Here is a 14,173-nt window from a genome sequence, read left to right as displayed (position 1 = left end):
TTAAGAATTCGCAGCCACCTTGCGTTCCGTATCTGGCGATATTCGGTCCGGTCCGGCGGCAAATCTCTCATATACGAGGGCCCGAAAAGGCGGAAGATGGTCCGGCGCCGGGGCTGGTCCGAGGCTGGCCGCGAATCACTGCGGCAGAATGTCCGGCTAGTGGGTCCTGCGCCCGATCAGCCGGGTCATTGCAGCGCCAAACAGGCCGAACAGCGCAAAGACCATGAGGGGCAGAGCGCGCGCTGCGGCCTGCGCGACCGGCTCATGCTGCATGATCAGCAGCACGGCGAACACGGTGAGGCTCAGCAGCGCGCAAATGAGCGCGGCGGCAACACCCAGCTTGCGCAAAACGGAAGCAAAGTCGGTGGCGGTCATGACCGGAACCCGGGCGAAGATGAACAAATCTGTGCTAGCGCCGTTTGGAGGCCGCACGATGTGACCGTCATCACACAGAGCCGTGTCATAGGCCTAACATGCCGGGCGCAGCCCGGGTGCAGCCCTGTCAGACGCCAGCGGAGGTCCTGTACCGTGAGCGTCAGACCTCGAGCCACTCTTGCCGCACGGCAGCATTGGCTTTGAGCTCGTCGGGCGTGCCCTCGAATACGACGCGGCCGTGGCCCATGATGTAGACGCGTTTCGAGATGCGCATCGCGATCGACAGCTTCTGCTCGACGAGCAAGATCGCGACACCGGCCTGTGCGATACGCGCGATGAGATCGCCGACCTGCTGCACGATCAGCGGCGCGAGACCTTCGGTCGGCTCGTCGATCATGATGAGATCCGGATCGCCCATCAGCGTGCGGCAGGTCGTGAGCATCTGCTTCTCGCCGCCGGACAGCACGCCCGCAGCCGTGTCGGCGCGCGCCGCGAGATTGGGGAACATGTCGAGCATGTCCTGCAATCGCCACTTGCCGGGACGGCGCGTGTCCTTGACCCCGAGCAGGAGGTTCTGGCGGACCGTCAGGCTCGGAAAGATGTCACGATGTTCAGGCACATAGCCAAGGCCAAGCCGCGCGATCCTGTAGCTGGGAAGACCTGCGATATCCTGGCCCTTGAAGCGGATCGTGCCTTGCGGCGCGACCTCGCCCATGATCGCCTTGACCGTGGTGGAGCGGCCGACGCCGTTGCGGCCGAGCAGGCTCACGACCTCGCCGGCGGCGACATCGAGATCGACGCCCTGGAGAATGTGGCTCTTGCCGTAATAGGCGTGCAGATCCCTGACCTCGAGCATCAGTGCGCGTCCTCGCCGAGATAGGCTTCCTTGACCTTGGGGTCGCGGCGGATCTGTTCCGGCGTGCCCGAGGCGATGATGTGGCCGTAGACCAGCACGGAGATGCGGTCGGCCAGACCGAACACGACGCTCATATCGTGCTCGACGATGACGAGGGTCTTGCTCTCGGTCAGCCGGCGGATCAGCGACACCGCGCGATCGGTCTCGGCATGGCTCATGCCGGCAGTCGGCTCGTCCAGCATGACAACCGTGGCGCCGCTCGCGATCGTGATGCCGATCTCGAGCTCGCGCTGCTCGGCATAGGTGAGGAGCCCGGCCGGAACATCGCGCCGATGCGTCAGATGGATGTCGTCCAGGATCTGCGCGGTGCGCTCGCGCACTTCTGGCAGGTTGTCGACGTTCTTCCAGAACGCGTAGCGATGGCCCGTTGCCCACAACACGGCGCAGCGGACATTCTCCCAGACCGACATGCGGGCAAATACGTTGGTGACCTGGAACGAGCGCGACAGGCCGCGCCTGTTGATCTCGAAGGGCCGCAAGCCCGAGATCAGGTCGCCATTCAGCCTCACCTCGCCCGAGGTCGGCTTGATGTGCCCGCTGATCAGGTTGAACGTCGTGGACTTGCCGGCGCCGTTGGGACCGATGATGGCGTGACGCTCGCCTTGCGCGACGCTGAGATTGAGGTCGCGGATGATTCCGACATTGCCAAAACGCTTTTCGACGGCGCGGACTTCGATGGCCGCGCGCTTTCCAGACACCGCTCCGCTCATGCGAGATACCCCCGGTCACGGGCGACCGTTGCCGCCCTGTCCCACGCATCCGCAGTCCGCCGCCAGGTCAGCCGCGCGACGAATCCGCCGCCGATCACGAGAACCGCGGCAGCGACCCAAGTCACCGGCGATGTCGGCTTGAAGCCGACCCCTAACAGGTTGATGACTTCCCCGCCCGAATAGCGCGCGATGGTCTCGATGGTGAGAATGATTCCGCAGGCAAGCGCCACCGTCGGGACAACAGCGACGAGATAGGACGGGATCACCGTCCACAGCGTTCCGGCGCGCACCAGCGGCCGGTGCATCATCACCAGGCCCGCGATGCCGCCCGGCGAGAACATCACGATGCCGATGAAGATGATGCCGAAATAGAGCTGCCACACGCTGGTGACACTGGTCAGCCCGAGCTGCAGGTAAGTCACCAGGATCGCGCCGAGGATCGGGCCGAAGAAATAGGCGGTGCCGCCGATGAAGGTGGAGAATAGCACGAGGCCGGACTGGATCGCGCCGAGATAGGCGGAGTTGGCGATCTCGAAATTGATCGCGGCAAGACCGCCGGCGACGCCGGCAAAGAATCCGGCAAAGCAGAAGGCGAGATAGCGCACGACATGCGGATCGTAGCCGATGAACTGGACGCGCTCCGGATTGTCGCGGACGGCATTGCTGATCCGGCCCAGCGGTGTCCGGGTCAGCGCGTACATCGCGATCGCCGACAGCACGAGCCAGAACGCAATGAGGTAGTAGACCTGAAGCTGCGGCCCGAACGACCAGCCGAACATTTTTGGCAACGCGGTGCGGTCCGTGGTGATGCCAGACTCGCCCCCGAACACGGAGCGCAGGATCAGCGAGGACGACGCCACCAGCTCGCCGATGCCGAGCGAGATCATCGCGAACACGGTGCCGGCGCGCTTGGTCATCACCCAGCCGATGATAATCGCAAAGACGAGGCCGCCGAGGCCGCCGAACAGCGGAATGAACGGCAGCGGGATCGGCCAGCCGTGCGAGACCACGGCGTTCATCAGGTGGCAGGCGGCGAAACCGCCGAGGCCGTAATGCACGGCATGGCCGAATGACAAGAGCCCAGTCTGGCCAAGCAGGATGTTGTAGGACAGCGCAAAGACGATCGCGATGCCGATCAGGCTGAACGACGTCAGCGAACCGCCGGTGGAGAAGACCATCGGCAGGACGATCAGCGCGGCAATGCCGATCAGCCAGACGCCGTAGAAGCGCAGGCCGTCGCCGGCGGGTTTGTCTGCAATCTTAGATGTCGAAGTCTTCGTGGCGGTCATGTCTCGCGCGTCCCCATCAGGCCCATGGGGCGTACGATCAGAATGATGACCAGCAGAAGATAAGGCACGATCGGCGCGACCTGGGCGATGGTGACGTTCCAGATGTCGGTAAGGACGGACGGGCCCGCCGAGGGATCGAGGGGGCCGAAGGCGCTGGCGAGCGAGCCGTTCAGCGCGACCGCAAAGGTCTGGACCAGGCCGATGACCAGCGAGGCGATGAAGGCGCCGGGCAAGGAGCCGAGACCACCGAACACGATGACCACGAACAGGATCGGCCCGAGCGCCGCGGCCATGTCGGACTGCGTCACCAGGGCGGGGCCGGCAATGACGCCGGCAAGGCCAGCGAGCGCGCTGCCGACGCCGAACACCACCATGAACACACGGCCGACATTGTGGCCGAGATGCCCGACCATGTGTGGATGCGTCAGCGCCGCCTGCACGATCAGACCGACACGGGTGCGCTTGAGCACGATCAGCAGCGCGACAAAGATCACGACCGACACGGCCAGCATGAAGATCTTGTAGGCGGGATAGTTGGTCGAGAACACCGTGAAGGCCGGAAAGTCGAGCAGCGTCGGCACGCGGTAATCGACCGGGCTCTTGCCCCAGATCATCGACACGATCTCTTCGATCGCGAACGCGAGACCGAATGTCAGAAGCAGTTCCGCGACATGGCCATGCTTGTGGGTGTTGCGCAGGCCGTAGCGCTCCACCGCCATGCCGATGGCGCCGACCAGCAGCGGCGCCAGCACCAGTGCCGGCCAGAAGCCGATCCACTTCGTCAGCTGGAAGCCGAAGAAGGCGCCGAGCATGTAGAAGCTCGCATGGGCGAAATTGAGCACGCCCATCATGCTGAAGATGACGGTGAGTCCGCTCGACAGCAGGAAGAGCAGCATGCCGAACAGCACGCCGTTCAGGATCGAAATGACAATGAGTTCAAGCACAGCGCACTCATGGATATCCGGGGCCTGATGGCCCCGGCGAACATCGCCCAATCAAAAACAGTCCTGCTGCCGTCAACCCGCGGCCCATGACGGCCCGCGGGACAACGACAGGGTTCATGCTTACGGCCGCGCCATCTTGCAGGTCGTGGAGACCATGGCCTGCGGCGTGTCGATTCTGGAGACCAGATGCCAGCCCCAACCGGTGCTCTCCTCGTCGAACGGCTCGCTCTCGGTCAGCTTGCCGAACGAGGAGATGTAGATCGGTTGCAAGAACTGATGGTCGTCCTTGCGCATGATGCCCTGCCCGCCGTCGAGGACCTCGAACTTCAGGTCCTCGAGCGCCGCCGCCACCTTCACGGGGTCAATCGAATTGGCCTTCTCGGCCGCCGCCTTGAACATGCGCATCTCGTTGACCGCGCGCGGATACCACAGCGACAGATTGACCTTGGCGCGGAACGCCCTTCTCGTAGTCCATCGCAGCCTTGTTGCCCGAATTCGCAAAGCCTTCGGTGATCTGGAAGACCTGATGATCCAGGCCGGTCTGCTTGACGGCAGTGGGACCGCCGGCGCCGCCGGCATAATAGGTGTACCAGTTGACCTTCAGACCGGCATCCGCCGCAGCCTTGAGCAGCAGCGCGAAATCCTGCCCCCAATTGCCGGTGACGACGCTATCGGCGCCGGACGCCTTGATCTTGGCGATGTAGGGCGAGAAATCCGTGACCTTCAGCAGCGGATGCAGCTCGTCACCCACGATCTGGATGTCGGGCCGTTTCGCACCCAGCATCTTGCGCGCATCCGTGCGGACCGACTGGCCGAACGAATAGTCCTGGTTGATCAGGTACACCTTTTTGATCGACGGCGCTTCCTTCATGTAGTTGGTGAGCGCTTCCATCTTGATGTCGGAGCTCGCATCCCAGCGGAAATGCCAATAGCTGCACTTCTCGTTGGTCAGGCTCGGATCTACCGCGGCGTAGTTGAAGTACAGGACCTCCTTGCCGGGATTACGCGAGTTGTTCTTGGTGACGAAGTCCGAGAGCGCCGCGGCGACGGACGAGCCGTTGCCTTGCGTGATGTAACGCACCCCGGCGTCGATCGCCTTCTGAGCCTGCACCAGGCTCTCCTGCGGATTGGTCTTGTTGTCGAGCGGGACGATCTCGATCTTGTGGCCGAGAATGCCGCCCTTGGCGTTGAGCTCGTCGGCCAGATACTGGAAGGTCTTCAAACCACCCTCGCCGACGCTGGCACCGCCGCCGGAGAGCGGATCGATATAGCCGATCTTGATGGTGTCCTCGGCCGACGCTGGTTGACCGAGCATCGGGGCGATCACGGCAATGGCCAATGTGAGCTTGCGCATTATTGTTTCCTCGCTGGCTATCGACTTTAGTCGATGGGTTTTTTGCGCAGGTTGCAGCGCATTTTCAAAACCCTAATGAGCAGAACGAACTTTGCTTTTCAAGCGCTACAGGACATGGCTCGGGCTGCCACCATGAAATCGTGATCCGGCCGCCTGACCTGTCTTCAGAATTCCGCGACAAGGAATAGAACGCAAGAGGAAATTCGCATGCGGCGGACAGCGGTACCGCCGGCGATGCTCTCCACCTAGAGCCAGTCGATCGGATCCTTGCTGTCTGCTTCCGGGTGCAATGCGCCGGGCTAGACCCCCAGCGCTTTGCGGTTGAAGGTCCGCACGAAGCGCAGCGACAGCGTCCGCACATTGGCGACGTTCAGCAGCCAGACGGCGGCAACGTAGGCAAGACCGCCGGCGAGACTCACGACGATGAGCGACACGGGTCCGGTGCCGCCGGCCTGCGATCGCACAATCAGGATTGCAGCCGCCATCACGGCGGCGGAGGCGGCAATGCCGGCGAGGCGGTTGAGGTCGAACGGGACCGGATGGGCGCGGTGCATCAGCACGATAGCGACGAGGAAGCCGATGGCCTCGGTCGCAAGCGTCGCCAGCGCCGCACCGTAGAGGCCGTAGCCGGCGACCAGGACGAACATCAGCGCCACGCTCAGAACGAGCGTGAGGAGGGACTGCGCCGCCAGCATGAACGGCCGCTCGGCGAGCTGGAAGCTGATCTGGACATAGAACTGGTTGGCGATGCCGAAGAATCGCGCGAGCACGAGGGTCGGCAGCAGCGCCGACACGCCGGCGCGGAAGTCCACGCCGACGAGCGTGCCGGCGACCTGGTCGGCCGCGAGCGCAAGCCAGACCGCGACCGGCGCGACGACGACGAGCAGCAGCTCGAGACTTTCGGTCAGCCGCTCCCGCGTCGTCTCCTTGTTGTTCTCGGACAGTGACCGGAACACCAGCGGCACGGTCGCCGCGGCAACGCTGGAGGCGATCATGACCATGAACTGGCGCGGCAGATCGGCGGCGACGCCGAAAATGCCGGTGGCGTCCTTGCCGAGGAGGTAAGCCACAATGAGCCGGTCGCAAGCCGAGTAGACTGCCACGGACAGTCCGGCCAGCGTCAGCGGCAGACCGTAGCGGGCGAGCTGCATGAATTGGCTGCGCTGGAAGCGACCAATTTTGGTGCGGTCGCCTACGAGATTGAGAATGATGCCGGTGAGCGAGCCGAGGCCAAAGGCCGCCAGCAGCCCCAATCCACCCCAGCCGAGCCAGATGCCGAGGAGGCCGAAGCCGACGCTGGAGACGCTGCGCACGATCGAGATCGCGGCGAATCGATAGGGGCGCAGCTTGGCGCGCTCGAACTCCTGGCCGACATCGACCGCATTGGCCATGATCGCGACGAACATGCTGGCGAGCAGCAGCTCGATGCTGAGATCGCTGCGGAACAGGAACGCCAGCGGCGCGGTGGCGCAGAGCACCGCCGCCGTCAGCGCAAAGGCGACCATCGCCGTGCCGCGAAAATCCACCTCCGCCGACATCGCCTGATAGCGCGACACCGACAGCTTGATCCAGGCAAAGAAGATCGCGCCCAGAATGCCGGCAAGGCTGATGCCGACGACATAAACGCCGTACTCCGCGGGCGTCAGCAGGCGCGTGTAGGCCGTGACGGCGAAGAAGCCCACCGCCGCGGGCAGGATATAGGCGACGAGATAGATCGAGAAATGGCGGTTCAGCATGCGAGCACGGGACCGGCAGCAAGACGTTGGCGGCCGTTCATCAATGGGGCCTTGTCAGGGACCTTGGCGGAGCGAACGAACTGCGCCGCAGCATCGCTCAAGAGTGTCACATAAGTCTGGAGATCGGGCGGCGAATGCGGCTGAGCGGCCGCTTTCGCGCGTTAGCGTTAAATTTGCCCTGTCGTCGAAGCGCATTTTTGCCGACCGTGAGGCGAAAGCCCTGATCCAGACCGGAACAGCGCCACAAGGTTAACCCAACAACGGAAAACCCCGACGTTGCAAGGCGCCGCTTGGTACGATGGCGCGTTGGTTCCGAAAGGACTGCTGTGACCAGGCTCAACAGACGCGAATTTCTCCTCGGCAGCGCCGTGACGCTCGCGGCCGGCGCATCGGTGTCGGCCGCTCCCGCGTCGAAATTTGCCCAGCGCCGGCCCGGCTATGGCGCAGCCGCGACGCTGTGGGATCTGCAAGCCGATCCGCGGCTCGGCGACGCCATCAGCACCTATTGCACGCAGGTCGTGCCGGTGCTCGAGCTGAAATGGCCGATGCTGCGGCCGGATGCGCATACATTCGCGTTCGAACGCGCCGACGCCATCTATGAATTCGCCCAGAAGAACGATCTGACCATGCGCGGTCACGCGCTCGCCTGGTATCACGACATTCCGGACTGGACCAAGCAGATCAAGGACGCCAAAGCGGTCGAGCGGGCCTATGTCGATCACATCGGCACCGTGGTCTCCTATTACAAGGACAAGCTGACCTCGTGGGACGTCGTCAACGAGCCGATCCCGGACAATCCGCGCAGTGCGAAGGATCGGCGCGACACGTTCTGGACGCAACATCTCGGCGAGCGCTGGATTCCGCTGGCCTTCCGCACGGCGGCGGCGGCCGATCCATTCGTCAAGCTCGCGATCAACGAATATGACATCGAATCGGCGAAGGACTCGTTCATCGCGAAGCGCGCTGCGTACCGCAACCTGATCATGGACCTGCTCGACCAGGGCGTTCCGCTGCATGCGGTGGGCCTGCAATCACATCTGCATGCCGAGCTCGATATCGATACGCATGGCCTCGCCGAGTTCGTCACCGAGCTGCGCTCGTGGGGGCTCGAGGTATACGTCACCGAACTCGACGTCGACGATCAGAAGCTGGCGGGCAGTCCGGCGGAGCGCGATGCCATCGTCGCCAAGCGTGTCGACGATCTCCTGACGGCGATCTCGACCAGCGGCCCGGTGCGCTCGATCCTGACCTGGGGCATCTGCGACCGTTACAGCTGGATCAACGGCACCTTCGCGCGCAAGGACAAGCAGCCGAACCGTCCCTTGCCGCTCGATGGCGAGTTCAAGCCAAAACCGTTCATGGACGTGATCAGCAAGTTCACGAAGGACGTTTGAGAACGGCGGCGCTTAGCGGGTCTTCGGCACTTCGAATTCCGCCGCATCGCTGATGTGATCCGGCGACAGACTCGGGCCGCGGCGATCGCGCGAGCTGAAGCGGAACACGTCGCGGATGTCGTCGATCGAGGTAGACGAATAGGACTGGATGCAGAGCGCGACCTGCTCCGGTGAAGCGGCCCGCATCATCGCCTCGATCGCCTCGCGGTCGAGGCGGGTGTCATCCCAATGCGAGACGGCGATGCCGTCCTCGGTGACGCGATGCGCCGCCAGATGTTCCGGCGAATTCGCGACGAAGTTTGCGTAGAGCAGGTATTCGGAGAACTTCTTCTTCCGGCACAACGCCAGCGTCCAGCTGAGGCCCGTCGCCGATTTGATGGCCGCGGTCATCGCCCGCGCGCTGTCCTTGTCCCAGACCAGTGCGTTGCCGACATAGTCGTCCGCGGGGAAGGACCGGTCCTTGATGCCGAGGAGCTGGTCGACGGTGCGCAGCCACAGCACGTGCAAGGGATGGTCGGCGTCGATCCCCTTGCGCGTGACGAAGAGCGGCGCCTTCTCACCGCCGGCATATTGGCCGACGTCGAATTCGCGAAAGAACAGATTGTCCGAGTCGAGGATGCAAACGCGCTGCTCGGGCGCGTTGAGGACGCCGGCGATCTTCAGGATCTGCTGGATGTGCCAACCGTGCACGGGCGACGACAGCAGCGACAACCAGACCCGACGGCTGCTGACGAACTGAAGCGCCGGCGGCAGGGCGAACAGCCATTTCGGCAAATAGCGCGAGGCCGGAACGATGACGCGCTTGTCGGACGCGAACCGTTCGAACAGCGGCACGTCCTCATCATTAACAAGGACATAATGCCGCGTGTATCCCGTCAGCCAGGTGTCGATGCTCTCGCTGAGCAGCGAAAAGCGTTCGATATCCTTGGCATAGCTGGCAGTCAGCAGTGCAACGGAATGCATGAAGCGCGCCCGAATGACCATCAAGCCGCAGTCATACAAGTGGTGCGCGACATTGGAAACTTGGATTCGCAATCAAGGTAAAATGAAACGAATCGTTAGCCATCCGATGGCAGCCCCTGCTCTATCCGCCGAAAGCGCAGCGGCTGCAGGGCGGAGGCGCGCTGCCACCAGTCCGCGACGCGGTCGTCGAGCGCGGTCACGCCGCGGCCCTGGCCGGGAAAGATCCGGATCTGCTGCACCGCCTCGGCTTCGAAGCCTTTGACCTTGCGCGTGATCTTGATCGCGGCGCCTTCGCGGTCCCGCTGGGTCAACGGCACCAACAGGCGGCCGCGCGGGCGGAGCGCCTGGAGCCAGAGCGGATGCGGGTGCGAGAAGCCGGCATGGATGATGATCACGTCGGCGCGTTCGCGGATCTCCTCACATCCATCGCCATGAAACACGATGACGTTGCGATAGGGGCGAAGATAGTGCGCAGCGCGGAATGCCAGACGCTCATCGCAATCGACCGCCATCACGCGCCCTTTCGGGCCGACCATCTTCGACAGTATTGCCGAGTAATAGCCGAGCCCGCAGCCGATCTGCACGACGCGGTCCTTCTCCTTGATGTCGAGCACGTCGATGAAATGCGCCCACAGGCTCGGCAGACCCACATCCAGCTTGCGGCGCGCGTCGATCGCGACCAGCACGTTGTCATAGAGATGAATCGGATCGGCATCGGGCGTCAGCCGGTAGCTGCGTGCCGCCTCACTCTTGACGCGCCAGCGCCCCCTGGGCAGAAAATCCTCGCGCGGGACGGCGGCCAGCGCTTCGAGCAGCCGCGGCGAGGAAATCCGCTCGCGCTTCGCAATCATCGCGACGTAACGCGCACGCGCGGCGGCAAGATCGCTCATCGCACCGGATCAGCCGGTTCGCGCACGGACAGGTTCGCGCCGAGCTCGTTGACCAGTTGCATCGCCTGCTTCAGGTCGGGCGTATAAAAGCCCTCGCTGAACTTGGCGACGATCGGCACCAGCAGGAGGCTTGCGTGCTCGCGCTTGCCCGCCTCGTGCGACAGGCGCGCGAGGCTGACGGCGGTACGGAGCTCCCACGACAGTGCGCCCTGCTTACGCGCGGTCTCCAGCGACAGCGCGAACAGATCCTCGGCCTCCTGGACCGAAGCCGGATCGCGGTCCAGCAGCGTGATCTCGCCTTGCAGGCGGTAGACCTCGGCGAGGTAGGAATGATCACCGGTCCTCCGCGCGGTCGCGAGCGCGCCGTCGAGCGCGCGCAAGGCGGCTTCGCGCATCCCGACCTTGGCATAGGCTTCCGCCAGCAGGCAGCGGAACCAGCAGCCGGCGAGCCAGGAATCCATCGCCTCGTACTCGTCGAGGCCGAAGCGCATCTGGCTGATGCCTTCGTCGGCCTCGCCGAGCTGCGCCAGCGCCCAGCCGCGCAGGATCGCGGCCTGCTGCTTCCAGTGCAGGAAATTGTGCTCGGTGGCGATGATCATGGCACGGTTGGCATAGTCGCGCGTGCCCTCGATATCGCGCAGATGCTGGCAGAGATAGGCGCCGAACACGAGCGCGAAGGCGAGCGAGAACGGATGCCGGAGCTTCTCCGCATGCAGGATCGCCTGCTCGCTGTGCTGGCGCGCCGCGTCGGGCCGGCCGAGAAACCACAGGAGATAACCGAGATAGGACAGCGAGACGACGCCGGGATCGGTGCCGTGCCGCTCCATCAGATCGGAGTGCAGGTCGGGGCTGTAGAGGTTGATGCAGCGGTGCAGATGATGCTGGGACGCGGCGAAGCGGCCGCGATAGAGCATCGTCATCGCGATCGAGCGGTGCGCCTCGATCAGGTAGCCGGTCTGCTGCGCCGAATGAGCCCGCTCGTTGAGCCGCTCGCGCTTGGCGAACTTCAACAGCTCGACGCTGAGATCGTGCGCGCGGGTCAGGTCAGCGCGGATGAAATGGCACACCCAGAGGCCGCGCGTGGCAGCAAAAGCCTTCTCCTCGTCGTCGAGCTGCTGGCCGAGCTCGAGCGCGCGGGTGTAATTCTCCTCGACCTCCTGCACCGCATAGCCCTTGGCCGCGATCAGCGCGTTGCCGAGCGCAATACGCAGCTCAAGCTCCATCTCGTCGGCGCCCTGCATGCGCGCATTGGCCTGCACGACGCTGAGGCCGCGCCTGAGATGGCCGATCGCCTCCAGATTGCCTCCGCTCTTGGCCGCCTGCTTGCCGGCCTTGAGCCAGAAGCTGGCAGCGCCCTCGCTCTGGCCGGATTCGGTCAGGTGATGGGCGAGCAGCTCCGGCTCGCGCTCGGTCTTCTCCGGATACATCTCCGCGAGCACCTGCGCGATGCGGGAATGCAGCTTGCGCCGCTCGCTGTGCAAAAGGCTTGCATGCGCGGCGTTCTGGATCATCACATGCTTGAAGGAGTAGAGCGCATCGGGCGGATGGCCGCGGCGCATGATCAGCCCTGCTTCTTCCAGGTGATCGAGCGCGGCCTCGATCTCATCGGCCGGCGTGTTGGCGACCGCGTGCAGCGTCTCGTAGGAGAATTCGCGGCCGATGGTGGCACCGATCTGCGCGATCCGCTTGAACGGCCCCATCCGGTCCAACCGCGCCATCAGCGAATCGGTCAGCGTTGCCGGGATCGCGAGCTGACGCCACGGGCCAGACAGCACGTAGCGGCCGTGCCGTTCGGTGAGCAGGTTGGATTCAAGGACGGTCTTGGTCAGCTCCTCCAGGAATAACGGCACACCGTCGGTCTTGACGATGATCTCCTCGACGACCTCCTTGGGAAGCTCCCTGCCGGCGACGCGCTCGACCAGCGTCGTGCGGAGCTGCCGGCTCAGACGATTCAGCACCAGGGTGGTGATGTGCGAATGCGCGTTCCAGCTCGGCTGGAATTCGGATCGCGCGGTGATGATGACCAGGATCGGCCGGTTCTGCACCCGGTCGACCAGGAGGTCGATCACCTCGCGGGAGGTCGGATCGATCCAGTGCAGATCCTCGAACGCGATCACCAGCGGCATCTCGCGCGCAAGGCCGAGGAAGTGATTGACGAGCGCGGCGACGGTCGCATCCTTCTGCTGCTGCGGCGACAGGTCGAGCGGGGGGTAGCGATCGCCGGTCGGAATCGACAGCAGCGCGGCGAACAGCGGCGTGACCTGCTCGATGTCGCCATGCGCGGCAGCGATCGCGGTCTCCAGGTTCGCCAGCGACAACGCGGAGGCATCCTCGCGGTCGAGGCCAAGCGAGAATTTGAGCTGCTCGGCGAACGGATAGAACGCCGTCGAGGTGTAATACGGCGAGCACTGAAACGAAACCTGGCCGTGGCGGTCGCCCGAGATCCGCTCGAAGATCTCCTGGATGATGCGCGACTTGCCGATGCCGGGCTCGCCGAACTTGACCACGACCTGGCCGTCGCCGTCCTTGGCCTGCTGCCAGCGGCCGACCAAGAGGGCGATCTCCTCCTCGCGGTTGACGAGCGGTGTCAGCCGCCCGCCCATGGCGGCGGCGAAACGGGTCTCCACCCGCGTGGCGCGCACCACGTGCCAGGCCTGCGCCTTCTCCGAGAGGCCCTTCAGGGCATGGACGCCGAGATTGCGGTAGTCGAACTTTCCCTTCAGTAGCGACTGGGTCAAGGAGGAAATCACGACGCCATTGGGCGGCGCCAGCGCCTGCAGGCGCGCGGCGAGATTGACGGTCTCTCCGACCGCGGAGTCGCGCTCTTCGGTGCCTTGTCCAACGAGGTCGCCGACCACCACGAGCCCGGTCGCGATGCCGATGCGAACGGCAGGGGAGTGGCTAAGCGCCCCGCGCGGCTCGATCGCGCGCGCGGTCGAGAGCACGCGCACGATCTCGAGCCCGGCACGCACCGCGCGCTCGGCGTCGTCCTCATGCGCGGTCGGATAACCGAAATAGACCAGAATGCCGTCGCCGACGAAGCGGGCGGCGAAACCTTCGTAGTGCTTGACCACGCGAACGCAGGTCTCGCGAAAACTCGCGATCATGTCGCGCACGTCTTCCGGATCGAACTGCACCGAGAGCGAGGTGGAATCCACCATGTCGCAGAACATGGTGGTGAGCTGACGCCGTTCGGCGCCGACCTCCGTCCGGGTTTGCGGGCGCGCCGCCGGCGCCGGCGTCTCCGCGGTTTCCGCCTTGAACAGCGCGGCCATCGCCCGTTGGAGCCGCTTGCGATCGCCAAGCGGCAAGCCGAGCTCGACCAGATCGGATTCGGTCAGGTCCGCGATGACATCGAGATCGAGGCGGTGCTGCGCGAAGAGATCGCTGTAGTGGCCGAGGCCGATGGACTCGAGCCAGCGCTTCAGCCCGCTTTCCGCCCCGATGTCCGGCTCGTTCTCCAGCATGGTGATTTCTGCCCGACCCTCACTCCGTCGAAGGGCTTTGGGTCCCTCAACCACAGATTTTGGGGCCCGAACTTCACCTCAGACTGGACGCGTTCCGTAAGTCTTGGGAAGAATAGCCCAATCAGATCAAAAGGG

At 64.3% G+C, this 14,173-nt stretch carries 10 protein-coding genes and 1 pseudogene; 1 reads left to right on the top strand and 10 read right to left on the bottom strand.

Annotated elements, in window-relative coordinates; genetic code table 11:
• Positions 1-156: 156 nt before the first annotated feature.
• The 7 genes and pseudogenes from ACVWY3_RS36740 to ACVWY3_RS36710 form a co-directional block, all read right to left on the bottom strand.
• A complete protein-coding gene (locus tag ACVWY3_RS36740; protein ID WP_456842809.1) occupies positions 157-375 on the bottom strand; it encodes a hypothetical protein in 219 nt (72 codons plus the stop codon).
• Positions 376-535: 160 nt separating this feature from the next.
• Positions 536-1,231 carry an ABC transporter ATP-binding protein gene (locus ACVWY3_RS36735; RefSeq protein WP_456842808.1) on the bottom strand — a complete coding sequence of 232 codons (696 nt, stop codon included), beginning with the start codon at positions 1,229-1,231 and terminating at the stop codon, positions 536-538.
• Complete coding sequence (locus ACVWY3_RS36730) at positions 1,231-2,001, bottom strand: ABC transporter ATP-binding protein (protein WP_456842807.1); 771 nt, start codon at positions 1,999-2,001, stop codon at positions 1,231-1,233. Before ACVWY3_RS36730 ends, ACVWY3_RS36735 begins: the two co-directional genes overlap by 1 nt.
• Positions 1,998-3,290 (bottom strand): branched-chain amino acid ABC transporter permease, encoded by a 1,293-nt coding sequence (locus ACVWY3_RS36725; RefSeq protein WP_456842806.1) that lies wholly within the window; start codon positions 3,288-3,290, stop codon positions 1,998-2,000. Before ACVWY3_RS36725 ends, ACVWY3_RS36730 begins: the two co-directional genes overlap by 4 nt.
• On the bottom strand, positions 3,287-4,234 hold the full coding sequence (locus ACVWY3_RS36720; protein ID WP_456842805.1) for a branched-chain amino acid ABC transporter permease: 948 nt from the start codon (positions 4,232-4,234) through the stop codon (positions 3,287-3,289). The genes ACVWY3_RS36725 and ACVWY3_RS36720 overlap by 4 nt, the downstream gene beginning before the upstream one ends.
• Positions 4,235-4,354: 120 nt before the next feature.
• Positions 4,355-5,588: pseudogene (locus ACVWY3_RS36715) on the bottom strand (branched-chain amino acid ABC transporter substrate-binding protein).
• 299 nt (positions 5,589-5,887) lie between these two features.
• Positions 5,888-7,324, bottom strand: coding sequence for a lipopolysaccharide biosynthesis protein (locus ACVWY3_RS36710; RefSeq protein ID WP_456842804.1), 1,437 nt, complete (start codon positions 7,322-7,324; stop codon positions 5,888-5,890).
• Between the two features lie 326 nt (positions 7,325-7,650).
• Between ACVWY3_RS36710 and ACVWY3_RS36705 the strand changes: the two genes are divergently transcribed.
• Positions 7,651-8,718, top strand: coding sequence for an endo-1,4-beta-xylanase (locus ACVWY3_RS36705; protein ID WP_456842803.1), 1,068 nt, complete (start codon positions 7,651-7,653; stop codon positions 8,716-8,718).
• A 12-nt stretch (positions 8,719-8,730) separates the two neighbouring features.
• Here ACVWY3_RS36705 and ACVWY3_RS36700 read toward each other — a convergent pair whose 3' ends face one another.
• The 3 genes from ACVWY3_RS36700 to ACVWY3_RS36690 all read right to left on the bottom strand — a co-directional run bounded on the left by ACVWY3_RS36700 (position 8,731) and on the right by ACVWY3_RS36690 (position 14,038).
• Positions 8,731-9,681, bottom strand: a complete 951-nt coding sequence (locus ACVWY3_RS36700) for a DUF6492 family protein (protein ID WP_456842802.1) — start codon at positions 9,679-9,681, stop codon at positions 8,731-8,733.
• Between the two features lie 95 nt (positions 9,682-9,776).
• Complete coding sequence (locus tag ACVWY3_RS36695; protein WP_456842801.1) at positions 9,777-10,571, bottom strand: protein-L-isoaspartate O-methyltransferase family protein; 795 nt, start codon at positions 10,569-10,571, stop codon at positions 9,777-9,779.
• The gene (locus ACVWY3_RS36690) at positions 10,568-14,038 is read right to left on the bottom strand and encodes an ATP-binding protein (protein WP_456842800.1); all 3,471 of its coding nucleotides are present in this window, start codon (positions 14,036-14,038) and stop codon (positions 10,568-10,570) included. The genes ACVWY3_RS36695 and ACVWY3_RS36690 overlap by 4 nt, the downstream gene beginning before the upstream one ends.
• Positions 14,039-14,173: the final 135 nt, after the last annotated feature.

Source organism: Bradyrhizobium sp. USDA 4486 (genome assembly GCF_054057995.1).
This window is presented reverse-complemented; position numbering and strand designations above follow the sequence as displayed.

What these genes read in the sequence shown, in the direction of transcription:
- ACVWY3_RS36740 (WP_456842809.1), bottom strand. Translation starts at nt 375, where the DNA reads ATGACCGCCACCGACTTTGCTTCCGTTTTGCGCAAGCTGGGTGTTGCC.
- ACVWY3_RS36735 (WP_456842808.1), bottom strand. Translation starts at nt 1,231, where the DNA reads ATGCTCGAGGTCAGGGATCTGCACGCCTATTACGGCAAGAGCCACATT.
- ACVWY3_RS36730 (WP_456842807.1), bottom strand. Translation starts at nt 2,001, where the DNA reads ATGAGCGGAGCGGTGTCTGGAAAGCGCGCGGCCATCGAAGTCCGCGCC.
- ACVWY3_RS36725 (WP_456842806.1), bottom strand. Translation starts at nt 3,290, where the DNA reads ATGACCGCCACGAAGACTTCGACATCTAAGATTGCAGACAAACCCGCC.
- ACVWY3_RS36710 (WP_456842804.1), bottom strand. Translation starts at nt 7,324, where the DNA reads ATGCTGAACCGCCATTTCTCGATCTATCTCGTCGCCTATATCCTGCCC.
- ACVWY3_RS36700 (WP_456842802.1), bottom strand. Translation starts at nt 9,681, where the DNA reads ATGCATTCCGTTGCACTGCTGACTGCCAGCTATGCCAAGGATATCGAA.
- ACVWY3_RS36695 (WP_456842801.1), bottom strand. Translation starts at nt 10,571, where the DNA reads ATGAGCGATCTTGCCGCCGCGCGTGCGCGTTACGTCGCGATGATTGCG.
- ACVWY3_RS36690 (WP_456842800.1), bottom strand. Translation starts at nt 14,038, where the DNA reads ATGCTGGAGAACGAGCCGGACATCGGGGCGGAAAGCGGGCTGAAGCGC.